Source organism: Citrobacter sp. Cf072 (assembly GCF_030334485.1).
In the GTDB taxonomy this organism is placed as follows: domain Bacteria; phylum Pseudomonadota; class Gammaproteobacteria; order Enterobacterales; family Enterobacteriaceae; genus Citrobacter; species Citrobacter freundii.
The window spans coordinates 644,680-665,812 of sequence record NZ_JAOWDX010000047.1 but is presented as its reverse complement, the minus strand read 5'-3'; the positions used below and the strand labels follow the sequence as shown (position 1 = coordinate 665,812).

The 21,133-nt window shown below is 50.1% G+C and carries 20 protein-coding genes; 12 read left to right on the top strand and 8 right to left on the bottom strand.

Features of this window, described 5'->3' with window-relative positions; translation table 11 throughout:
* Positions 1 to 136 precede the first annotated feature (136 nt).
* Together prs and dauA are read left to right on the top strand one after the other, a co-directional pair.
* The gene (prs, locus tag OGX66_RS21935) at positions 137 to 1,084 is read left to right on the top strand and encodes a ribose-phosphate diphosphokinase (RefSeq protein WP_001518537.1); all 948 of its coding nucleotides are present in this window, start codon (positions 137 to 139) and stop codon (positions 1,082 to 1,084) included.
* 124 nt (positions 1,085 to 1,208) lie between these two features.
* Positions 1,209 to 2,891, top strand: a complete 1,683-nt coding sequence (gene dauA / locus OGX66_RS21930) for a C4-dicarboxylic acid transporter DauA (protein ID WP_003020797.1) — start codon at positions 1,209 to 1,211, stop codon at positions 2,889 to 2,891.
* A 120-nt stretch (positions 2,892 to 3,011) separates the two neighbouring features.
* On the opposite strand, the gene OGX66_RS21925 is transcribed toward dauA, so the two are convergent.
* Both OGX66_RS21925 and OGX66_RS21920 read right to left on the bottom strand, forming a co-directional pair.
* Positions 3,012 to 4,475 (bottom strand): pyridoxal phosphate-dependent decarboxylase family protein, encoded by a 1,464-nt coding sequence (locus tag OGX66_RS21925; protein WP_003841330.1) that lies wholly within the window; start codon positions 4,473 to 4,475, stop codon positions 3,012 to 3,014.
* A gap of 15 nt (positions 4,476 to 4,490) precedes the next feature.
* Positions 4,491 to 5,876, bottom strand: a complete 1,386-nt coding sequence (locus OGX66_RS21920) for a diaminobutyrate--2-oxoglutarate transaminase (RefSeq protein WP_088902201.1) — start codon at positions 5,874 to 5,876, stop codon at positions 4,491 to 4,493.
* A gap of 608 nt (positions 5,877 to 6,484) precedes the next feature.
* Between OGX66_RS21920 and lysC the strand changes: the two genes are divergently transcribed.
* A complete protein-coding gene (gene lysC, locus OGX66_RS21915) occupies positions 6,485 to 7,846 on the top strand; it encodes a lysine-sensitive aspartokinase 3 (RefSeq protein WP_057101418.1) in 1,362 nt (453 codons plus the stop codon).
* A 114-nt stretch (positions 7,847 to 7,960) separates the two neighbouring features.
* On the opposite strand, the gene ychH is transcribed toward lysC, so the two are convergent.
* On the bottom strand, positions 7,961 to 8,242 hold the full coding sequence (gene ychH, locus OGX66_RS21910; RefSeq protein ID WP_003020810.1) for a stress-induced protein YchH: 282 nt from the start codon (positions 8,240 to 8,242) through the stop codon (positions 7,961 to 7,963).
* 274 nt (positions 8,243 to 8,516) lie between these two features.
* Between ychH and pth the strand changes: the two genes are divergently transcribed.
* Positions 8,517 to 9,101: an aminoacyl-tRNA hydrolase gene (pth, locus tag OGX66_RS21905; protein ID WP_003020814.1), complete on the top strand. Its 585-nt coding sequence runs from the start codon at positions 8,517 to 8,519 to the stop codon at positions 9,099 to 9,101.
* Positions 9,102 to 9,216: 115 nt separating this feature from the next.
* The gene (gene ychF, locus OGX66_RS21900; protein ID WP_270921848.1) at positions 9,217 to 10,311 is read left to right on the top strand and encodes a redox-regulated ATPase YchF; all 1,095 of its coding nucleotides are present in this window, start codon (positions 9,217 to 9,219) and stop codon (positions 10,309 to 10,311) included.
* A gap of 200 nt (positions 10,312 to 10,511) precedes the next feature.
* On the opposite strand, the gene OGX66_RS21895 is transcribed toward ychF, so the two are convergent.
* Positions 10,512 to 11,507 carry a LacI family DNA-binding transcriptional regulator gene (locus tag OGX66_RS21895; RefSeq protein ID WP_088902200.1) on the bottom strand — a complete coding sequence of 332 codons (996 nt, stop codon included), beginning with the start codon at positions 11,505 to 11,507 and terminating at the stop codon, positions 10,512 to 10,514.
* Between the two features lie 173 nt (positions 11,508 to 11,680).
* Between OGX66_RS21895 and OGX66_RS21890 the strand changes: the two genes are divergently transcribed.
* The 3 genes from OGX66_RS21890 (at position 11,681) to OGX66_RS21880 (ending at position 15,420) form a co-directional block, all read left to right on the top strand.
* Positions 11,681 to 13,117 (top strand): glycoside hydrolase family 32 protein, encoded by a 1,437-nt coding sequence (locus OGX66_RS21890; protein ID WP_088902199.1) that lies wholly within the window; start codon positions 11,681 to 11,683, stop codon positions 13,115 to 13,117.
* A gap of 30 nt (positions 13,118 to 13,147) precedes the next feature.
* A complete protein-coding gene (locus tag OGX66_RS21885) occupies positions 13,148 to 14,095 on the top strand; it encodes a PfkB family carbohydrate kinase (RefSeq protein WP_286512246.1) in 948 nt (315 codons plus the stop codon).
* 65 nt (positions 14,096 to 14,160) lie between these two features.
* Positions 14,161 to 15,420, top strand: a complete 1,260-nt coding sequence (locus OGX66_RS21880; protein WP_016150363.1) for an MFS transporter — start codon at positions 14,161 to 14,163, stop codon at positions 15,418 to 15,420.
* 77 nt (positions 15,421 to 15,497) lie between these two features.
* On the opposite strand, the gene OGX66_RS21875 is transcribed toward OGX66_RS21880, so the two are convergent.
* The 4 genes from OGX66_RS21875 to ycgZ all read right to left on the bottom strand — a co-directional run bounded on the left by OGX66_RS21875 (position 15,498) and on the right by ycgZ (position 17,033).
* The gene (locus tag OGX66_RS21875; protein WP_003841344.1) at positions 15,498 to 16,049 is read right to left on the bottom strand and encodes a LuxR C-terminal-related transcriptional regulator; all 552 of its coding nucleotides are present in this window, start codon (positions 16,047 to 16,049) and stop codon (positions 15,498 to 15,500) included.
* Between the two features lie 132 nt (positions 16,050 to 16,181).
* On the bottom strand, positions 16,182 to 16,448 hold the full coding sequence (locus tag OGX66_RS21870; RefSeq protein WP_270921877.1) for a biofilm development regulator YmgB/AriR family protein: 267 nt from the start codon (positions 16,446 to 16,448) through the stop codon (positions 16,182 to 16,184).
* Positions 16,449 to 16,482: 34 nt separating this feature from the next.
* On the bottom strand, positions 16,483 to 16,755 hold the full coding sequence (locus tag OGX66_RS21865; protein ID WP_003844030.1) for a hypothetical protein: 273 nt from the start codon (positions 16,753 to 16,755) through the stop codon (positions 16,483 to 16,485).
* A 41-nt stretch (positions 16,756 to 16,796) separates the two neighbouring features.
* The gene (ycgZ, locus tag OGX66_RS21860) at positions 16,797 to 17,033 is read right to left on the bottom strand and encodes a regulatory protein YcgZ (protein ID WP_003020856.1); all 237 of its coding nucleotides are present in this window, start codon (positions 17,031 to 17,033) and stop codon (positions 16,797 to 16,799) included.
* A gap of 317 nt (positions 17,034 to 17,350) precedes the next feature.
* Between ycgZ and OGX66_RS21855 the strand changes: the two genes are divergently transcribed.
* From OGX66_RS21855 to OGX66_RS21840, 4 genes are all read left to right on the top strand, one after another.
* On the top strand, positions 17,351 to 18,580 hold the full coding sequence (locus OGX66_RS21855; protein ID WP_138828595.1) for a diguanylate phosphodiesterase: 1,230 nt from the start codon (positions 17,351 to 17,353) through the stop codon (positions 18,578 to 18,580).
* 203 nt (positions 18,581 to 18,783) lie between these two features.
* A complete protein-coding gene (locus OGX66_RS21850) occupies positions 18,784 to 19,515 on the top strand; it encodes a MerR family transcriptional regulator (protein ID WP_174500842.1) in 732 nt (243 codons plus the stop codon).
* A 309-nt stretch (positions 19,516 to 19,824) separates the two neighbouring features.
* On the top strand, positions 19,825 to 20,355 hold the full coding sequence (locus OGX66_RS21845; protein ID WP_003020867.1) for a Csu type fimbrial protein: 531 nt from the start codon (positions 19,825 to 19,827) through the stop codon (positions 20,353 to 20,355).
* Between the two features lie 14 nt (positions 20,356 to 20,369).
* Complete coding sequence (locus tag OGX66_RS21840) at positions 20,370 to 21,092, top strand: fimbrial biogenesis chaperone (protein ID WP_003020869.1); 723 nt, start codon at positions 20,370 to 20,372, stop codon at positions 21,090 to 21,092.
* Positions 21,093 to 21,133 lie beyond the last annotated feature (41 nt).

The following is a 21,133-nucleotide window of genomic DNA, read 5'->3' as shown; positions in this document are numbered from 1 at the left end:
GTTGCGGTGACAACGTCACCCTGTTCCAGACGTTGCATCGCGCTCTTTAATACACCGCATGGAGAGGATACTGCCTGGCCCGCACAGTTTTCGGCAGATTCTTTCCACCAATGGACGCATGCCTGAGGTTCTTCTCGTGCCTGATATGAAGCTTTTTGCTGGTAACGCCACCCCGGAACTAGCACAACGTATTGCCAACCGCCTGTACACTTCACTCGGCGACGCCGCTGTAGGTCGCTTTAGCGACGGCGAAGTCAGCGTACAAATTAATGAAAATGTACGCGGTGGTGATATTTTCATCATCCAGTCCACTTGTGCCCCTACTAACGACAACCTGATGGAATTGGTCGTTATGGTTGATGCGCTGCGCCGTGCTTCCGCAGGCCGTATCACCGCCGTTATTCCTTACTTCGGCTATGCACGTCAGGATCGTCGCGTACGTTCCGCTCGTGTACCGATTACCGCTAAAGTCGTCGCTGATTTCCTGTCCAGCGTTGGCGTTGACCGCGTCCTCACCGTTGACCTGCATGCTGAACAGATCCAGGGCTTCTTCGATGTACCGGTTGATAACGTATTCGGTAGCCCGATCCTGTTAGAAGACATGCTGCAGCTGAACCTGGACAACCCGATTGTGGTTTCTCCAGATATCGGTGGCGTCGTGCGTGCCCGCGCTATCGCTAAACTGCTGAACGATACCGATATGGCTATCATCGACAAACGTCGCCCGCGTGCGAACGTTTCTCAGGTGATGCACATTATTGGTGACGTTGCAGGTCGTGACTGCGTGCTGGTTGATGACATGATCGATACCGGCGGTACGCTGTGCAAAGCAGCAGAAGCACTGAAAGAACGTGGTGCAAAACGCGTATTTGCTTACGCAACCCACCCGATCTTCTCAGGTAATGCGGCAAACAACCTGCGCAACTCTGTTATTGATGAAGTCGTTGTCTGTGACACCATTCCACTGACTGACGAAATCAAAGCACTGCCAAACGTGCGTACATTGACCCTGTCGGGTATGCTGGCCGAAGCGATTCGTCGTATCAGCAACGAAGAATCCATCTCTGCTATGTTCGAGCATTAATCGAGCCCGGCTCAAAAACCCGCTGCGGCGGGTTTTTTTATCTGTAATATTTATTTGTATGACTTTTGCCTCCTTCACCTGCCATTCAGTTGACAGATGATGCGCCCATGGATGAAACATTATTGTGAACAGATTATTTTCCTCACATGTGATGCCTTTCCGCGCCCTCATCGACGCTTGTTGGAAAGAAAAATATACTGCTTCCCGCTTCACCCGCGACCTGATCGCCGGGATAACGGTTGGGATCATTGCCATTCCACTGGCGATGGCGCTGGCAATAGGCAGTGGCGTTGCTCCGCAGTACGGTCTGTATACCTCAGCCGTTGCTGGGATTGTTATCGCCCTTACCGGGGGCTCGCGCTTTAGCGTATCTGGCCCAACCGCCGCCTTCGTGGTGATTCTGTATCCGGTGTCGCAACAGTTTGGGCTGGCAGGCCTGCTGGTTGCCACGCTCATGTCCGGGATATTCCTGATCCTTTTCGGCCTCGCCCGCTTTGGTCGTTTGATCGAATATATTCCGGTCTCCGTGACGTTAGGTTTTACCTCAGGTATCGGTATCACCATCGGTACTATGCAGATTAAAGATTTTCTCGGCCTGCAAATGACCCACGTGCCAGAGCACTATTTGCAGAAGGTGGGCGCGCTATTTATGGCTTTGCCGACCATCAACGTGGGTGATGCCGCGATTGGCGTGGTGACACTGGGGATCCTGATTTTCTGGCCGCGTTTGGGTATCCGATTACCGGGCCACCTTCCCGCACTCCTGGCAGGCTGTGCGGTAATGGGTATCGTGAACCTGACCGGCGGCCATGTCGCCACCATCGGATCTCAGTTCCACTATATTCTGGCTGACGGCTCGCAGGGCAATGGTATCCCACAGTTGCTGCCGCAACTGGTATTACCGTGGAATATGCCAGAGTCAAACTTTACTCTGAGCTGGAGCTCGTTACAGGCGCTGTTACCGGCAGCCTTCTCGATGGCAATGCTCGGGGCGATCGAATCTCTGCTGTGCGCCGTCGTACTCGATGGGATGACCGGCACCAAACACAAAGCTAACAGTGAGCTGATTGGTCAGGGACTGGGCAACATCGTCGCACCGTTCTTTGGCGGTATCACCGCCACGGCGGCAATTGCCCGTTCTGCGGCAAACGTCCGCGCGGGTGCAACATCGCCAATCTCAGCGGTTATCCATGCGATTCTGGTGATCCTAGCCCTGTTGGTGCTTGCACCGCTGCTTTCCTGGTTACCGCTTTCCGCCATGGCCGCCCTGCTGCTAATGGTGGCATGGAACATGAGTGAAGCGCATAAAGTGGTGGATTTGCTGCGTCATGCGCCGAAAGACGACATCATCGTTATGCTGATGTGTATGTCGCTGACGGTGCTGTTCGATATGGTTATCGCCATCAGCGTCGGTATCGTTCTTGCATCTCTACTGTTTATGCGTCGTATTGCGCGCATGACGCGTCTGGCGCCGGTCAACGTAGACGTACCGGACGATGTGCTGGTGTTGCGCGTCATTGGCCCGCTATTCTTTGCCGCGGCGGAAGGATTATTTACCGATCTCGAGTCGCGTATTGAAGGTAAACGCATCGTAGTCTTGAAGTGGGACGCGGTCCCGGTACTGGATGCCGGTGGTCTGGACGCTTTCCAGCGTTTTGTGAAAAAACTGCCTGAAGGCTGCGAGCTGCGGGTATCTAACCTGGAATTTCAGCCGCTGCGCACCATGGCGCGCGCGGGTATTCAGCCGATCCCCGGTCGTCTGGCATTTTTCCCGAATAAAGACGCCGCTTTAGCGGATATTAAATAGCAAAAAGGCTCCCGTGAACGGGAGCCTTTTTATTGCCGGATGCGGTTCGCTTATCCGGCCCACAAAACCCAAACATTGCACCGAACCCGTAGGCCCGGTAAACGCAGTGCCACCGGGCAATTACGCGTTTAAAATGCTCAATGCCGTTGCCTTAACGCTGGCCAGCAGGACTTTCACATCCTCCAGGCACACCGTCGGGTTCAGCAGCGTCAGCTTCAGGCAGGTGATGCCATCCGCTTCGGTCACGCCGACGTTGGCGCTACCGGAAGCCAGCAGCACGTCGCCAATACGCTGGTTCAGCAGCGCAACGAACGCCATATCATCGCTTTCAGGACGGAAGCGGAACAGCACGCTTGCCAGCTGTGGTTCCATCACCAGTTCAAGATGCGACTGGGTTTTGACAAACTCAGCAACATCACGCGCCAGCGTTACGCCATTATCAATGATTTCGGCATACTGCTTTTTGCCCAGCGCTTCGAGGCCCATCCACAGCTTCAGCGCATCGAAACGACGCGTGGTCTGCAGCGACTTCGATACCAGGTTTGGTACGCCAGCCTCTTCATCGAAATCAGAGTTCAGGTACGCCGCCTGGTAACGCATCAGCTCGTAGTGGCGCGCATCTTTTAACAGGAACGCACCGCAGCTGATGGTCTGGAAGAACTGCTTGTGGAAATCCAGCGTCACGGAATCTGCCAGCTCAAGGCCGTTGAGGAAGTGACGATACTGCTCAGAAAGCAGTAACGCCCCGCCCCATGCCGCATCCACGTGCATCCAGATCTGATGTTCTGCCGCCAGCGTCGCAATATCCGCTAACGGATCGATGGCGCCCGCATCTGTCGTGCCAGCCGTCGCGACAATGGCCATCACCTGCTCGCCGTTGGCTTTCGCCTGGGCCAGCTTGTCTTTCAGGTCAGCCAGATCCATGCGTGAAAACGCATCGGTCTTCACCTGGGTGACGGAGCGGTAACCCAGCCCCATTAACGCCATGTTCTTCTGCACGGAAAAGTGCGCGCTTTCAGAGCAGAACACTTTAATTTTGCTCAGATCACCGGTCAGACCATCTTGCTGAATGGAATGTCCCTTGCGAGCGAAGAAGGCATCGCGCGCCAGCATCAGGCCCATCAGGTTACTCTGGGTGCCGCCGCTGGTGAATACGCCCGCATCGCCTGCCGCATAACCCACCTGCTCACGAAGCCATTCGATCAGTTTGATCTCAATGATCGTGGCCGACGGGCTTTGGTCCCAGGAGTCCATACTCTGGTTAGTGGCGTTGATCAGCACTTCCGCCGCCTGGCTAATCACCAGACTTGGGCAGTGCAGGTGCGCCACGCACTGAGCATGGTGAACCAACAGGCTGTCTTTGAGAAAGTATTCAACCGCACGCTCAATAGCGGCCTGGTTGCCCAGACCCTGAGACGTAAAATTCAGGTTGATACGTTCACGCAGTTGCTCAACGGTTTTGCCCTGATACATCTCAGGCTGCTTCAACCATTCAACGACCGCTTGCGTACTCTGCTCGATAGCGTCCTGATAGGCGGCGATGCTTTGCGCCGAGCCGGACAGAATCGGGTTTACGTCTGACATTCGATCCAACTCCGTTTAAACCGGCTTCACGCCAGCGCCCAGCAGGGCGTTTTCGAATTTATCGAGGAAAATTTCCAGCTCAGCGTTGGTGATCAGCAGAGACGGCAGCAGACGCAGCACGCAGCCGTTGCGGCCACCACGCTCCAGAATCAGCCCGTTTTCGAAGCATTTCTTCTGCAGCAACGCGGACAGCTCGCCATCAGCCGGGTAGCAACCCATGTGATCCTGCGCTTCGTTCGGATTCACGATTTCCAGGCCGATCATCAGGCCCAGACCACGCACCTGGCCGATAACCGGGTAGCGTTTCTGCAGGTCAGCCAGTTTGCCTTTCAGCCATTCGCCCTGGGCGGCAACTTTATCGGCAATCTTGTCGTCTTTGAGGATCTTCAGCGTTGTCAGACCGGTCGCCATCGCCAGTTGGTTGCCGCGGAAGGTGCCAGTGTGGTGGCCCGGAGCCCACGCATCGAATTGCTTTTTAATGCCCAGTATCGCCAGTGGCAGACCGCCGCCAACCGCTTTGGACATCACGATGATATCAGGTTCAATACCGGCGTGTTCGAAGGCGAACAGTTTACCGGTACGTGCAAATCCAGCCTGAACTTCATCGATGATCAGCAGAATGCCGTGTTCCTGAGTCACTTTACGAATGCGTTGCAGCCATTCGACCGGAGCCGGATTCACGCCACCTTCGCCCTGCACCGCTTCGAGGATTACGGCAGCCGGTTTACGCACGCCGCTTTCAACGTCGTTGATCAGGTTTTCGAAGTAGTAGGTTAATGCTTTGACGCCAGCGTCGCCGCCGATACCCAGCGGGCAACGGTACTGATGTGGATACGGCATAAACTGCACTTCCGCCATCATATTGCTGACCGCTTCTTTCGGCGACAGGTTGCCGGTCACGGACAGCGCGCCGTGGGTCATCCCGTGGTAGCCGCCGGAGAAACTAATGATGCTGGAACGGCCGGTCACTTTCTTCGCCAGCTTCAGCGCCGCTTCAACAGCATCTGCACCGGACGGACCGGTGAACTGCAGGCAATATTCTTTGCCCTGGCCCGGTAATAAGGACAGTAAATATGATGAGAATTCATCTTTTAATGGGGTAGTAAGATCAAGCGTATGTAACGGTAAGCCGCTTGTGATGACACTTTGAATGCTCTGCAGCACTTCAGGATGGTTATGACCAAGCGCCAGGGTTCCGGCACCTGCCAGGCAATCAAGATATTGATTATTTTCTACATCAGTAATCCAGACGCCCTGCGCTTTAGCGATTGCTAATGGCAGTTTACGTGGATAGCTGCGGACATTAGATTCAAACTCAGCCTGTCTTGCTAAAAAGGTATCATTGCTCTGTGGTAATGAATTAGCACTTAAAGTATCAATACGGACTTTATCCGTCATCATATCACTCCTACAACCAGGTGTAGATTAACGCCTGATTGAATAAATGGTTATAAGGATTACCTGTAAAAAAGCGCGGCTAATATATGTTGTTTTAGCTTGGGACTCAATCATTTATTTTTAGACGTCTCAAATAAGCATTTTTTCCTTAAATTTCAGCGCACAACCTTCTTCAATCATTACTAAATCCTAAACAAATATAGCTATTAAATTAACAATACTGTAGCCAATTGCAGCGCTTACGATGTTATAAAAACCATGAGATTTTCATGTTTTTATTATTTTTTTACACGTTTTTACCATTAATAATGTAGGCGCTTTCTTGTTACGACATGATTTTTCACTTATTTGCCTATAAATCGAATAAAAAAGTCGATCCCTTAATATAAATCACTTAGTATGGCGCGCTTATTTGCAGGCTTTGTAAATAAAATTAATGCGCAGCACCCGGTAACGCGTACAGGCGACACTCGTTATCGACAACAGGTATACCCTGGGTTGTCAGCAGAAATGTTCGCGGGCGGACATTTCGTAAGGCGAACTTTGTTCCCTTATGCCGAGAATGAAAATTTTCTAGCCATACTTTTATGGCGCCCTGATATGAGATTGTTATGACTCGCATTTATCCACCATCCGTCGTTGCCAAATTTGGCGGCACCAGCGTCGCTGATTTTGATGCGATGAACCGAAGCGCCAGCATTGTCCTTGCTGATCAAGATGTCCGTTTAGTCGTTTTGTCTGCTTCAGCAGGCGTGACAAACTTACTGGTCGAGCTTTCTGAAGGTCTGGAAACGCATCAACAATTAGATAAGCTTGAGACTTTACGCGCCATCCAATACAAAATTATTTCCCGCCTGAAGCAGCCTTCCGTTATCAGCACGGAAATCGATAATCTTCTCAACAACATACAGCGTCTTGCACAAACGGCGATGGTTTCACCGTCTGATGCGTTAAGCGATGAATTAGTCAGCCATGGCGAGCTGATGTCCTCACTACTGTTTACTGAAGTCTTACGTGAACGGCAGGCCGAGGCCGGGTGGTTTGATGCCCGCAGCGTGATGCGTACTAACGCGAACTTCGGCTGCGCCGAACCCGAGCTTGGCACACTGCACCACCAGGTGGAGACTCACCTGCGCCCTCGTCTTGAGCAAGCGATTATGGTGACTCAGGGATTTATCGGGCGAGATGCCGCAGGACACACCACAACGCTTGGACGCGGCGGTAGTGATTACACGGCTACGCTTCTCGGTGAGGCACTTCACGCCACACGCGTTGACATCTGGACCGACGTCGCAGGGATCTACACCACCGACCCACGCATTGCACCGCGGGCCAAACGAATCGACCATATCTCATTTTCCGAGGCCAGCGATATGGCCGCCTACGGTGCGAAGGTCCTCCACCCGGCTACGCTACTCCCGGCAATGCGTAAAAGCATTCCGGTCTTTGTTGGCTCAAGTAAGGATACTGCCGCCGGAGGTACGTTGGTGCACAACACCACCGATAATCCACCTCGCTATCGTGCGATCGCCGTGCGTCGTAAACAGACGCTGTTGAGGTTACACAGTCTGGAGAAGCAACCTTCCTGCTCTTTCCTGGCGCAGTCCTTCGCCATTTTAGCTCGCCACGCGGTTACGGTGGATTTGGTTACAACCTCAGAGAATAGTATTGCGCTGGTGCTGGACGCCACTCATGCAACCTCAGGTGAAGACCATGTGCTGACCACCGCATTGTTTACCGCATTATCCTCCCACTGTCGTGTAGAAGTGGAAACCGGGCTGGCGTTGGTCACTTTGGTGGGGAATCAACTCACACAGGCTGCGGGAGTTTGCAAAGACGTTTTTGCCTGGCTTGAAGAGCATACGGTACGAATGATTTGCCATGGAGCATCGAACGACAACCTGTGCATCCTGTTACCGGCTGACGATGCAGATAGCGCGGTTAGAGCATTACATTACCGATTATTCGAATAATTCTTCTCTTATTCTGTCGCATCCAGTTTAAGCAATGATCATGAACAAGCAGAGCCCTGGTTTTATAACCAAGGCTCTTCATTCTGACCCCCGCCCTTTCAACAGAGGGAGGATTTAGTTATGACGGTGATTGGTGTCACCACGACGACAGCGTTTGTCATAATGACGTACCCACCAGTAACGGTCACTGATTTGTTCGTGTCCACCCACTCTGGCACCTGCTAACCAGAGAATACCGCCAACAAAAATACTGAGCACCGCACCATGTGCGAAAAACTGCGGCAGATTAAATTGCGGCAACTGGTTTAAAATTGAATAACCCACACCCACAACCATTACCACCAACCCTAAAGCCATGAGCACGTTACCGAGTAGCGAAGCGTTTTTGCGTTTCATGTGTCACCTCCGGAACTTTGGGTTGTTACAGGGAATACCCCTAATCCTTATGTGTAAAGTATAGACAACACTGCCGTTCGCAAGTGCGGGAGCGATCACAATTACAAACACTCATGCAACAAAACTTTACAAATAAGCCACTGAACATACTCATTTTCTAATAGTCCACTTGTGCAATTATTCAGCTTTTGGCGATAAGCACGCAGTTTTTTGTCAAGCGCACCGTCAGACAGTAAACTACACGTCGTTTATCGAAACACTCAGGACAAAACACGTGGCGATTAAATTGATTGTCGGCCTGGCGAACCCCGGCGCAGAGTATGCGGCAACGCGACACAACGCAGGCGCATGGTATGTCGATCTACTGGCAGAGAGATTACGCGCCCCCCTGCGCGATGAGCCGAAATTCTTCGGTTACACCTCCCGAGTAACGCTTGAAGGTGAAGACGTCCGTCTGCTGGTACCGACCACATTTATGAATCTTAGCGGCAAGGCCGTCGGTGCGATGGCCAGTTTTTATCGTATCAACCCCGATGAAATTTTGGTCGCGCACGATGAATTAGACCTGCCTCCTGGCGTGGCCAAATTTAAGCTTGGCGGCGGTCATGGCGGACATAATGGCCTGAAAGACATCATTAGCAAATTAGGTAATAACCCCAACTTTCATCGTTTACGCGTTGGAATTGGCCATCCGGGCGATAAAAACAAAGTTGTCGGATTTGTTTTAGGCAAACCGCCTGTTTCAGAACAGAAGTTAATTGATGAAGCGATTGACGAAGCGGCACGTTGTACCGAGATTTTGTTCAAAGATGGCCTGACCAAAGCTACGAGCCGGTTACACACCTTTAAAGCGCAATAAGCAGTGATGTGCGGCATTTTTCTCGCGTGCTGTGTATAATAGGCAAAGTTATTTACATTTCTACAATCTGTTTTCCATAACAGGTTGAATATCAAAAGATTAAGGTGATTTAAACATGGGATTCAAATGCGGTATCGTCGGTTTGCCAAACGTAGGCAAATCCACCCTGTTCAACGCGCTCACAAAAGCGGGTATTGAAGCGGCAAACTTCCCGTTCTGTACTATCGAGCCGAACACGGGTGTTGTCCCGATGCCCGATCCGCGTCTGGATCAGCTGGCCGAAATCGTCAAACCACAGCGTATCCTACCTACAACGATGGAATTCGTCGACATTGCCGGTCTGGTAAAAGGCGCGTCCAAAGGCGAAGGTCTGGGTAACCAATTCCTGACCAACATCCGTGAAACCGAAGCGATCGGCCACGTTGTACGCTGCTTTGAAAACGACAACATCATCCACGTTAATAACAAAGTGGATCCGGCTGACGACATCGAGGTTATCAATACCGAGCTGGCGTTGTCCGACCTCGACACCTGTGAGCGCGCTATCCATCGTGTGCAGAAGAAGGCAAAAGGCGGCGACAAAGACGCTAAAGCAGAACTGGCTGCGCTGGAAAAATGCCTGCCAAAGCTGGAAAACGCCGGCATGCTGCGCGCGCTGAAAACGCTGACTGACGAAGACAAAGCGGCCATCAAATACCTGAGCTTCCTGACCCTGAAGCCAACCATGTATATCGCTAACGTCAACGAAGACGGTTTTGAGAACAACCCGTACCTCGACAAAGTGCGCGAAATCGCGGCTGCCGAAGGTTCTGTTGTGGTTGCCGTTTGTGCTGCCGTTGAAGCTGATATTGCAGAACTCGATGATGCTGACCGTGAAGAATTCATGGCTGAAATGGGTCTGGAAGAGCCGGGCCTGAACCGCGTTATCCGTGCTGGTTACGAATTGCTGAACCTGCAGACCTACTTCACCGCTGGCGTGAAAGAAGTCCGTGCATGGACCATTCCTGTCGGTGCCACGGCTCCGCAGGCAGCCGGTAAAATTCATACCGACTTCGAGAAAGGCTTTATCCGCGCACAAACCATCGCGTTTGAAGATTTCATCACTTATAAAGGTGAGCAAGGTGCGAAAGAAGCTGGGAAAATGCGTGCCGAAGGTAAGGACTATATCGTCAAAGATGGCGATATCATGAACTTCCTGTTCAACGTCTAAGCCGTTTCTATTGTCTCATGCGATCTCAGTGAATCGCATGAAAAATGGAAAACCCCATAAAATCCACGCAATTGCGTGGATTTTTTATTTCATAGCATCTCAGTGGTTCCCGCTGTTGTGCATCTGAAAGTTGGCACCAAACACGATGACCAAAAAGGCTGAGCTACTTTGGCAAAGCAGTAGTTGCCACGTGAACGTACTCATATTGAGGCGCGCGGAAGCCAGGGGCTGTCTACCCGCACGGTATCGCGGTGATCGAGCCCCTGGATAAGATGCAGTGCACTGAGACGGCCAATTTCATAATGCGGCAGCTGTACTGTGGATAGCGGCGGCAAAAACAGCTCGCCGGTGCCTACCATGTTGTCATAGCCCAGTACGGCAACATCCTGCGGAATGCGCAGCCCTCGCCCCAGCAAGACCTGGTAGATAACAAAAGCCACGCGGTCGTTACCGCATACCACCGCATCAAACATCGGACGCGTGCCACTCAGGTAATGCCCGGCAATCTCCGCCGCATCAATATGGTGACTCTCGCCCGCCGGAAGATAGTGGTGGAACATGGCATCAGGGTCGACGCCCGCTTCACGACAGGCGCGCTCCATTCCCGCCCGGCGGCGATCGGTGGCCACAATCCCTTTTGGCAGGTGGATACACAGCAGCCGACGGTAGCCTGCGGCCAACAGCGCTTTCACGCCAAGGTATTGCCCTTGCTCATCATCAGGAATATAGGTGGGAAAAGGGCCACTGATGCTTTCGCAGTTCGCCAGCACGCAGTGATACTTATGCAGCTTTTCCGGCACGGGAACCTGACGCAGCCCCATCGCGGTGTAGATAATGCCGTCAGGGCGATGCGCCAACAGCAGATCAACCATTTTCTCTGGCTGGTCATTGCTGAACATATTCACCACAAAGCTATTCCAACCGTGCGCCCGCGCCGTCTCTTCGATAGAGAGCGTTATCTCCACGGAAAATGGCGTGGTCATGGTGTCCAGCGCTAACACCCCGATAGTGTTAGCCGTGGTTTTCGCGCCACGAATTTTTTTCGCGGAGAGATCGGAGACATACCCCAGCGCATCTACCGCTTCCATCACCTTTTTATAGGTTTCTGGCCGCAATCGTTCGGGCTCGTTAATCGCTCGCGATACGGTCATTAACGAGACGTTAGCCCGTTGCGCCACATCCTTTAAAGATGCCATACCCTCTCCTTTGACGGCGTTCACCCTTCCGGGTCTGAAAATGCGATCTTGATAACACCCGCAAAATGTTAACGTTAACTTTTGTGATTAACATCGATATTACCATCAATTCCGCGAGAAAACCGAGAATGTTAACGTTATCTTTTGCTCAATTCACTTACAGGGACAAGCAAATGACGTCACTACTTTCCAAAGCCAACGAAGCCTTAAGCCAGCAGAAAGACCTTGTAAACCCGCGCTGGTATCCACGCTATCACCTCGCCCCTCCGGCGGGCTGGATGAATGACCCTAACGGCCTGTCCTGGTTTGATGGTTACTACCATGCGTTCTATCAGCACTATCCGTGGCAGCCGGTCTGGGGACCAATGCACTGGGGCCATGCGCGCAGCCGCGATATGGTGAACTGGGAGCACTTACCCATCGCACTGGCACCAGAAGGGCCGGAAGATAAAGACGGCTGTTTTTCCGGTTCAGCGGTGGTTGAAGGCAATAAGCTGGCCCTTATCTACACCGGACACAAGTTTGACGGCGAGGCGAAAGAGGAAAACCTGTATCAGGTACAGTGCCTGGCCACCAGCACCGACGGGATTCACTTTGAACGCCAGGGCATGATTATGGATACCCCGCGAGGCGTACACCATTTTCGCGATCCGAAAGTCTGGCAAGAGGGAGACAGCTGGTACATGGTGGTGGGTGCCCGGGTCGATGACGTAGGCGAAGTACAGCTCTATCGCTCGCAGGATCTACAGCACTGGCAGCTTGCCAGCACGCTCGGCAGGGCCGATGACGGCATGGGCTACATGTGGGAGTGCCCGGACCTCTTCCCACTGAACGATAAGCTCGTCTTCATGTTCTCGCCGCAGGGCATCGCCGCGGACGGATACGATTACCGTAACCTGTTCCAGAGCGGCTATATGGTCGGCGAATGGCAGGATAACCATCAGTTCCACGTTACCCAACCCTTCCAGGAGATGGATCACGGGCATGATTTTTACGCCCCTCAGTCATTTATCACTCCGGACGGTCGCCGCGTGGTGATCGGCTGGCTGTCGATGTGGGAATCGCCAATGCCAGAACAAGCCGACGGCTGGGCGGGCATGCTTACTCTTCCCCGGGAAGTGACGCTCGATGCAGATCTGCGGCTGCGCATGAACCCGGTCAAAGAGCTGGAGGCATTACGCGGTCAGCTTCATGTCTGGCCGGTCAGTGACCTGAACAATCGCACCCTGATGGTAGAAGAACAGGCGCACGCTCTCGAAGTCGAACTGAGCTTCGATATCGCCCGCAGCCATGCTGAACAGTATGGCATCGCGCTGGGTGACGGGCTGCGCGTCTTCGTCGATACCCAGGCTCAGCGTCTGGTGCTGGATCGTCGCTACCCGCAGCATGGTCTCTCTGGTTATCGCAGCGTGCCGCTGCCAGTTGGTGACCTGCTGGATCTGCGCTTATTTATTGACAGCTCCTCGGTAGAGGTATTTGTCAATCACGGTGAATATACCCTTAGCAGTCGTATTTATCCTGAACCGGACGATCGCCAACTGACCTTATTTAGCCAGAACGGACATGCCATTTTTAATAACGGGCATGCCTGGCCGCTCGCCGCCAATTAACCACCCGTCTCACTGCTTTGGGGAAAAATAATGACAATCTGGACGCTCGGAGATGCCGTGGTGGATTTGCTACCGCGCGACAATATGCAGTTTGAAGCCTGTGCGGGAGGCGCGCCCTTCAATGTGGCCATCGGCGTCGCCCGCCTCGGCCATGACAGCGGCTTTATCGGCCGTGTGGGCAATGACACTTTTGGCCGCTTTCTGCATCAGACGCTGGTAACAGCGCAGGTGGATACAGGAAGTCTGGAGTTTGATGCACAACAGCACACCAGTACCGTACTGGTTTCACTGGCTCCCAACGGTGAGCGGCAGTTTGAGTTTTTAGTTAATCCGTCTGCCGATCAATTTCTCAGCCCGGCGAGTCTGCCCGACTTTGGTGCCGATATTCTGCACTTCTGCTCGCTGGCGCTGGTCGCCCCTGACTGCCGCGCCACCCTCACCCAGGCAATGGCCGCATTGCGACAGGCCGGCGGTACGCTGAGCTTTGACATCAATCTGCGTCCGCAGATGTGGAGCAACGAGATGCAGATGTTTGACCTTGTCAGCGAGTTTGCCCGGCAGAGCGACATTCTGAAGATGTCGGAAGAAGAGCTGCTGTGGCTAACACAAACTGACTGTCTTAGTAGCGCCTGCGAACGCCTGGCTGATTTTCCCGCACGCCTGAAAATCATCACCCGCGGCGCCGATGGCGCAATCGCTTTCTGGCAAAACCATAGGCTGACTTTAAGCGGCTATCACGTCGACAGCATCGATACCACCGGCGCCGGTGATGCCTTTATGGCCGGGCTGCTGGCGGCACTCGCCGGAGAAAGCTGGCCCACATCGACGTCAACGCTACTTCCGCTTATCGAGCAGGCCAGCGCTTGTGGTGCTCTGGCGACTACCCGGCGTGGCGCGCTAAGCGCGTTTCCCGACAGCCAACACCTGAGCAGCTTTATTCAGTCGCAACCGTCGCTACGGAGAACGATCACCCCGTAATAAAGCGCACTCGTTACGTCGTATCAGAAAGACCTTACAATGACCTGATCTGGATTGGAAAAATCATGAAGATAAATATGCCGTTCAGTAATGATAAATATCGATACTCATCCGGGTATCTGCTCTTTTTCTTTGCCGCCTGGTCGTTGTGGTGGTCTTTTTATGCAATATGGCTAAAAAATAAACTTGGCCTGTCCGGAACGGAGCTGGGAATGCTGTATGCCGTAAACCAGTTTTTCAGCATGCTGTTTATGCTGGGCTACGGTTTTCTGCAGGATAAGCTCGGTACCCGCAAACCCCTTATCTGGATGATGGGGACTGTCATCACGCTCAGCGGTCCGTTCCTGATTTATGTTTATGAACCGCTGCTGGTCTCCAACTTCAAGCTTGGCATGGTGCTAGGCGCCATTTTCTTTGGCCTTGGCTATCTCGCCGGTTGCGGTCTGGTGGAAAGCTTCGTCGAGAAAGTGAGCCGTAAATTCAACTTTGAATTCGGCACTGCTCGTTTCTGGGGATCGCTTGGCTACGCCGCAGGGACTTTTGTTGGCGGTATCTTCTTCAGCATCAACCCACACATTAACTTCTGGTGCGTGTCGGTCATGGGGGTGTTATTCCTGGTGATTAACGTGGTGTTCAAAACCGACGCACCGGCCCCGGCATCCACGGATACACGTTCGCCCGAGCCAGACGCGCTGACCCGAAAGGATTTTCTCACCATCTTTAAAGATTCGCAGTTCTGGTTTTTCGTTATCTTTGTCGTCGGCACCTGGTCGTTCTATAGCATCTACGATCAGCAGATGTTCCCGGTGTTTTACGCCAGCTTATTTGACGATCCCGAACTGGCACCACGCGTATACGGCTACCTCAACTCGGTACAAGTCTTTATGGAGGCCGTCGGTATGGCGCTGGTTCCGTTCCTGATTAACCGCATCGGGCCTAAATCCGCATTGCTGCTGGGTGGAACAATCATGACCTGTCGAATCCTGGGTTCAGCACTGTTCACCGATATATATATTATCTCCTTGATTAAAATGCTCCATGCGCTGGAGGTCCCACTGTTTGTTATTTCAGTGTTTAAATTCAGCGTAGCGAATTTTGATAAGCGCCTGTCGTCAACGATATATCTTATTGGCTTCAATATCGCCAGTTCCATTGGCATCATCGTGCTGTCACTGCCTGTCGGTAAGTTGTTTGATAAAGTGGGCTATCAGGAAATCTTCCTGATTATGGCGAGCATCGTGGTAATAACACTAATATTTGGCTACTTCTCGCTGAGTAAAAAGCATCATCAGCAGAAGGGTATCAATGAACTGGTGACAGAATAGCGAAGTTTTATTAATATCGCGACAGGGCCATTAGCCCTGTCGTACCCTTCAACAGTAAGTACGAACTGTCGATTTACTCAGGCATGTTCCAGCCAGTTGCGGAATATTTGCGCTCGCAGTATTCCCTGAAAATCAATCAGCCCAGAACAACCAAGCTTTTTGATCAGATTCTGCCTGGCCTGGTAAATCGTTTTTAAGTGTAGATTTAACAATGCGGATATCTCAAAAATAGTTCGACCTTCTCCTAACTGCGTTAAAATATATTTATCTCTCGCGGTTAATGAGATATTTGAATCCGATTGATTCTCGTGATTACCACCAGCACGAGTAATATCAATAATAAATTGTTTGATTGAAGCAACTCCGATATCTACTGGTAGTCTGTAAAGCGAAACATCATTAAGATACTGATACAAATGACCATCAATCAGCAATACCAGACGATGCGTTTTCAGATTGTAATTTTGCTTTTTTACCGCCTCAAAGTGATTCGCGGTAAAGAATACAAGTCGCGCCTTGTCATCTTCAAAAACGATATCTGCAAGAATATTCTTTAACCCTTGCCTGATAAAAATATCATCAATCCATAACTCTGCGTTTAGAGTATGTTCCTGAACGATGTTCATCATTATGGCCTCAATGAAAAATCATAATTGATTTAGAGGGGTGCTATGTATAGTCTTAATCCAAAAAATGCTTAGCATAAGGGCTTTCAGCATATAACAAGGGTACTGTACATATTTTGTTAATATGAAGACTTATTAAACATCGTCAGCTGTGTAGCGCAATACTATTTCCAGGGTTTTTCTGATAACATCTGCCTGAATAACGTCAACCGTTGACTCCAGAGAACCAATCAGGCTTAAAATGATGTTTTTATTATTAACATTATCACCTGCAAGAATTACATTTGTTACCGCCTGCCCCAATACCACAGACTCATCTGCTAATAGCTCACCTGCATTATGGAAGTAACTTGATAAAGCTTTATCCGTCATTACGTTGTGGACATTAATTTCATGGAGCATGGTAACCTCGCTTGTATAGTCTGGAAGATTATCTTTAATGTAATTTAGGGTTTTTGCTGGCACTGAATGCACTCTCATCTCTGGTTTTATCCGGTTTTCTGCTTATTTTCTCCGGATTAATGTTTGTAAAATCATTGATAACGCTGTCAATTAATTGCTTGCGTGTGCCATCTATTTCACTGGCCTGCATAAGTCGCAATTGCTTAATCACTGCAGCTAACGAAACGTCTCTATGCATTCGCAGAATTTCCAGCACAGCCAAACCTGTAATTTCATGTTTCAAGCGTTCACTATCAGTTTTCTTCATAACGCCTTCACTACTTACCCCTATCATATAAGGGGTTTATTTTATTCAAAGAGCAGGCCAATTAACGCATTGTAATGTTTTTGTTCTTTCTCCCCTGATGCTTTTTCAAGACGACACAAAAGCTTAGTGCAAAGTGATTTGCGGTTCAGATTACGTCCATCTTTGAGTATCTCAGTGACGATTTCTCCCAATGTTTCCTGTTGAGTTGGCAGATGCGCCTTCGCAAAGTAACGAGAAATCGCGCTTGCAGTATCAGTGCGAACGTTATGCTGCTGCATGTCATGCTCCTGTATCAAAATGCTGGTGAATATTAAGTTTTATAACAGTAGCAAAGTTGTACCAAAAATGTGTACAACAAGATTAATTTGTTTTTACCAAAATGTGCTAAATAATATAAATCAATTACTTATAATTGTATCGATTGATATAAACATTAGGATCACTGTACAAATCACGTCGTAACATGGCTAAATTTCATCTTAATCAGACCGTTCAATTGTGAAGTTAAAGTTAGAATAATGTATTAAAATCAGGACATAACCTGGGTTGTCTGATACTGTCATATATCTTCCTCTCCCTTATTCCCGGACTGTCCATGCTCACGACCATTATTTACCGCAGCCATCTACGTGATGACGCCCCCATCAAAGCGCTTGAGGATATGGTGACAGCCGCAAATATCAAAAACAGGCGATCTGATGTTACGGGAATCTTACTCTTTAACGGTCACCACTTTTTCCAACTGCTTGAAGGCCCTGAGGAGCAGGTAAAAGAGATTTATTGTTGTATTTGTAACGATCCACGGCACCACAATATCGTTGAGCTGATGTGTGATTACGCTCCTGCGAGAAGATTCGGAAAAGTGGGAATGGAGTTATTTGATCTACAAAAACATGAACGCAATGACGTTCTGCAAGCTGTGCTGAATAAGGGAACATCAAAATTTCAGCTCACCTATGATGACAGGGCGTTACAGTTTTTCCGCACATTTGTCCTTGCGACGGAAAAATCGAGCTATTTTGAAATACCAGCGCCGGATTGCTGGAGTTTTATTGCCGACAACTCTTGTACTCTCCTGGGTGAAAACACACTCCCATCCGATATAGATTTCAGCTTTGCTTTTCAACCAATTATCGATCCTATGTCGCAACGCGTCATTGCCCTGGAAGCACTTATTCGTGGTAGAGACGGTGAAACGCCCGCAACTTATTTTGACAACTTAAATCCTGAGGAACTGTATACCGCGGATCTGCAGAGCAAAAAGACTGCTTTTGCAATGGCAAGCGCACTGGGACTTAACGACAAAATGCTGTCAGTCAATCTGCTCCCCATGACCCTGGTAAACAAACCCAATGCAGTCAGCTTTCTTATAAACGAAATCGCTGCGCACGGGCTAGTGCCTGAACAAATCATTGTAGAGTTTACCGAAAGTGAAGTTATTTCTCGCTTTGATACGTTCGCGCAGGCCGTGAAGTCACTCAAGGCTGCGGGGATCTGTGTGGCGATAGATCATTTTGGGGCAGGTTTTGCCGGGCTTCAGCTTCTGTCTCGTTTTCAACCCGACCGAATTAAGATAAGCCGCGAGCTGATCACGGATGTGCATAAAAGTGGACCGCGGCAGGCTATCATTCAGGCAATTATCAAATGCTGCGCGTCACTGGAAATTATGATTTCCGCAGTCGGCGTTGAAAAACCCGAAGAGTGGATGTGGCTTGAATCCGCGGGCATTGAAATCTTCCAGGGTAACCTTTTTGCACAAGCCTGCCTGAATGGTATTCCATCTGTTGCATGGCCAGAGAAAAATGATTTCTCAGCGTCAAAATAACTAACGCATTGTTATAAATCAACAATCACCACAACCGCCCTCATGCTGAACATAAAAAAACAGCATTTACTCCTTGTATGATAGTAAAGTAAATCTTAATTTTGCTAAAATCTTATATATGTTTTGTACAATTTGATGAATGTTGTACAAAGTAGCAGGAACCGCATATCGGTGACGGAGAATCAGGAGTGTCCGGGGGAACTATGGCTTATTACAGCATTGGGGATGTCGCAGAACGTTGCGGTATAAATCCTGTCACCCTTCGGGCATGGCAACGACGTTACGGTTTACTCAAACCTCAACGCAGTGAAGGTGGCCACCGACTCTTTGATGAAGAAGATATTCAGCGTATTGAAGAAATAAAACGTTGGATTAGCAATGGCATACCTGTTGGCAAAGTTAAGGCATTGCTGGAAACCAGTATCCGTCAAGCTGACGACGACTGGAATCAATTACAAGAAGAGATGATGAGCATTCTTCGCATGGCGCATCCACCGAAGCTGCGAGCCAAAATTACCGCACTCGGTCGCGTTCATCCCGTAGATGCGCTGATTGATCACGTTTATCTTCCCGTACGTCAACGGCTGATACTTGACCATAATACATCCCGCATAATGAACAGCATGCTTGATGGCGCATTGATTGAATATGTTGCAACACTGCTGTCTGAAACGCGGCGCAAGTCAGGAAAGGATGCTCTGCTGATGGCCTGGGATGTTGAAGACAGAACCCGTCTGTGGCTCGAAGCCTGGCGTTTATCGCAATCTGGTTGGCATATTGCCGTTCTGGCTGAACCCATTGAATCGCCAAGACCTGAACTTTTCCCTGGGCAAACGCTTTTTGTCTGGACCGGTATCGCGCCAACCCGCAGACAAAATGAACTGCTACAACACTGGAATGAGCAAGGTTATAAGGTCATTTTCCACAGCCCGTAGCCATTACGTAATACGTGTAAGATAAATCATACAACTCTCATTTTTTGGGTGGTTATTTTGAGTACCATCCAAGGAATATGTTGCCCCCTATTCTCCTGACTTAACACCCGCTATAGCATAAAAATAAAACAACATACTCACCCGTTGGTATTATTTTTTTGTCGACGACATCACCTTTTTCCTAAGTAAAATTCATTAGATCAACTGGCGTACACCTAATACTTATTCTAGGGTTAAATTATGTCTTCTTGCGCCACATTATTGTTTTTCTAAAGTAATAAATGTGGTTATTTGAAAAAGGTAAAGGATATGGCTCTAGTCTTAGACAAACGCTTAATTCTTTGTTGCTGCGCCTTTTCCATTATCTCTGTGGCAAATGCAGCAACCGTTAACGGAACATTTCAGGTGCTGATGACGATTCAAAAGGCCTGTACCGTGACTGCGGGTTCGGCTTCAAATATCACACTTGGTCCGGTGAATACCACGGCGACAAACACCAGTGCAAGCAACACTATTTCAATTAATTGCTCAAAAACCACGCCCTATTTTATCGGCCTGGCGCCGTCGGCTGCCAATGGAGGGACGACGACGGGCTCGGGCGCTATGTCCTCTGTGGCTAACGCTGCCACCAATACCGATAAAGTGCCCTATCAGCTAAATCGCACGTCAGCAACAGGTCCGGTATGGGGAAATACCGCCACCGACACCGCACCTGGGAATGGCGTAGCAGCGACAGGGACCGGTCTGGTGCAAACTTTTACTGTTTATGCCACCGCACCGAGCGCCAACTTCACTCCTGACGACTATGCCGACACGGTAACGGTTAACGTTAACTACTAACTTCAGGAAGCTAAATGAGAGTAAAACTGCCTGTTAAGCAGTGTGCCTGCGCATGCCTGCTAGGGATGGTTGCGAGCGCCAACCTTGCCACCGCCAGTGGGCTGCAAATAGCCCCGGTCACGTTAACGTTGCAAGCGACGCAAAATGCCGATGGTATCTGGCTGAGTAACGCAGGTGAAAATGTGCTCAATGCCCAGGTTCGGGTTTTTCGCTGGAGTCAAAGTGCTTATGACAACAAACTTTCCCCCTCTCAGGGGCTGGTGATAAGCCCGCCGATGTTGGCATTAGCCCCTGGAGAACGTCAGTTGATTCGAGTTATTCGCACAAGCCCTCCCTCGGCACATGCCGAAGACGCTTATCGTTTGTCGATAGATGAGTTACCGCCTGCAAAAGTTGAAAAAAATAAGCTTCAGTTTGTGCTGCATTATTCCGTTCCCGTTTTCATTCAGCCAACATCAGCGGCACAAACGCAGGCAAAACTGCAATGGAAATTACAACAACTGGATGGCAAAAAATTTATTGAAGTCAGTAATCAGGGAAATGGGCATGCACAGTTATCTGCTGCAACATTTATAAGCCCTGACGGTACTAAAAAAGTCATTACACCCGGACTATTAGGCTACGTTTTACCAGGCTCAACAATGCGCTGGATAGTCTCCCCGTCGGCCAGTAATAACCATTATGGCGGGAAAATTGAAGTCACAATCAATGGCCAAAAAACAGTACAAGATCTGTAACAGACTCTGGCTTCTGGTGAAATATTGCTTTCTCAATGGAG

Coding starts and splice junctions, on each gene's coding strand:
- OGX66_RS21880 (WP_016150363.1), top strand. CDS start 14,161: ATGAAGATAAATATGCCGTTCAGTAATGATAAATATCGATACTCATCC.
- OGX66_RS21875 (WP_003841344.1), bottom strand. CDS start 16,049: ATGATGAACATCGTTCAGGAACATACTCTAAACGCAGAGTTATGGATT.
- OGX66_RS21925 (WP_003841330.1), bottom strand. CDS start 4,475: ATGTCAGACGTAAACCCGATTCTGTCCGGCTCGGCGCAAAGCATCGCC.
- OGX66_RS21840 (WP_003020869.1), top strand. CDS start 20,370: ATGAGAGTAAAACTGCCTGTTAAGCAGTGTGCCTGCGCATGCCTGCTA.
- OGX66_RS21920 (WP_088902201.1), bottom strand. CDS start 5,876: ATGATGACGGATAAAGTCCGTATTGATACTTTAAGTGCTAATTCATTA.
- ychF (WP_270921848.1), top strand. CDS start 9,217: ATGGGATTCAAATGCGGTATCGTCGGTTTGCCAAACGTAGGCAAATCC.
- OGX66_RS21845 (WP_003020867.1), top strand. CDS start 19,825: ATGGCTCTAGTCTTAGACAAACGCTTAATTCTTTGTTGCTGCGCCTTT.
- OGX66_RS21885 (WP_286512246.1), top strand. CDS start 13,148: ATGACAATCTGGACGCTCGGAGATGCCGTGGTGGATTTGCTACCGCGC.
- OGX66_RS21865 (WP_003844030.1), bottom strand. CDS start 16,755: ATGAAGAAAACTGATAGTGAACGCTTGAAACATGAAATTACAGGTTTG.
- lysC (WP_057101418.1), top strand. CDS start 6,485: ATGACTCGCATTTATCCACCATCCGTCGTTGCCAAATTTGGCGGCACC.
- OGX66_RS21895 (WP_088902200.1), bottom strand. CDS start 11,507: ATGGCATCTTTAAAGGATGTGGCGCAACGGGCTAACGTCTCGTTAATG.
- ycgZ (WP_003020856.1), bottom strand. CDS start 17,033: ATGCAGCAGCATAACGTTCGCACTGATACTGCAAGCGCGATTTCTCGT.
- OGX66_RS21850 (WP_174500842.1), top strand. CDS start 18,784: ATGGCTTATTACAGCATTGGGGATGTCGCAGAACGTTGCGGTATAAAT.
- OGX66_RS21870 (WP_270921877.1), bottom strand. CDS start 16,448: ATGCTCCATGAAATTAATGTCCACAACGTAATGACGGATAAAGCTTTA.
- OGX66_RS21855 (WP_138828595.1), top strand. CDS start 17,351: ATGCTCACGACCATTATTTACCGCAGCCATCTACGTGATGACGCCCCC.
- OGX66_RS21890 (WP_088902199.1), top strand. CDS start 11,681: ATGACGTCACTACTTTCCAAAGCCAACGAAGCCTTAAGCCAGCAGAAA.
- ychH (WP_003020810.1), bottom strand. CDS start 8,242: ATGAAACGCAAAAACGCTTCGCTACTCGGTAACGTGCTCATGGCTTTA.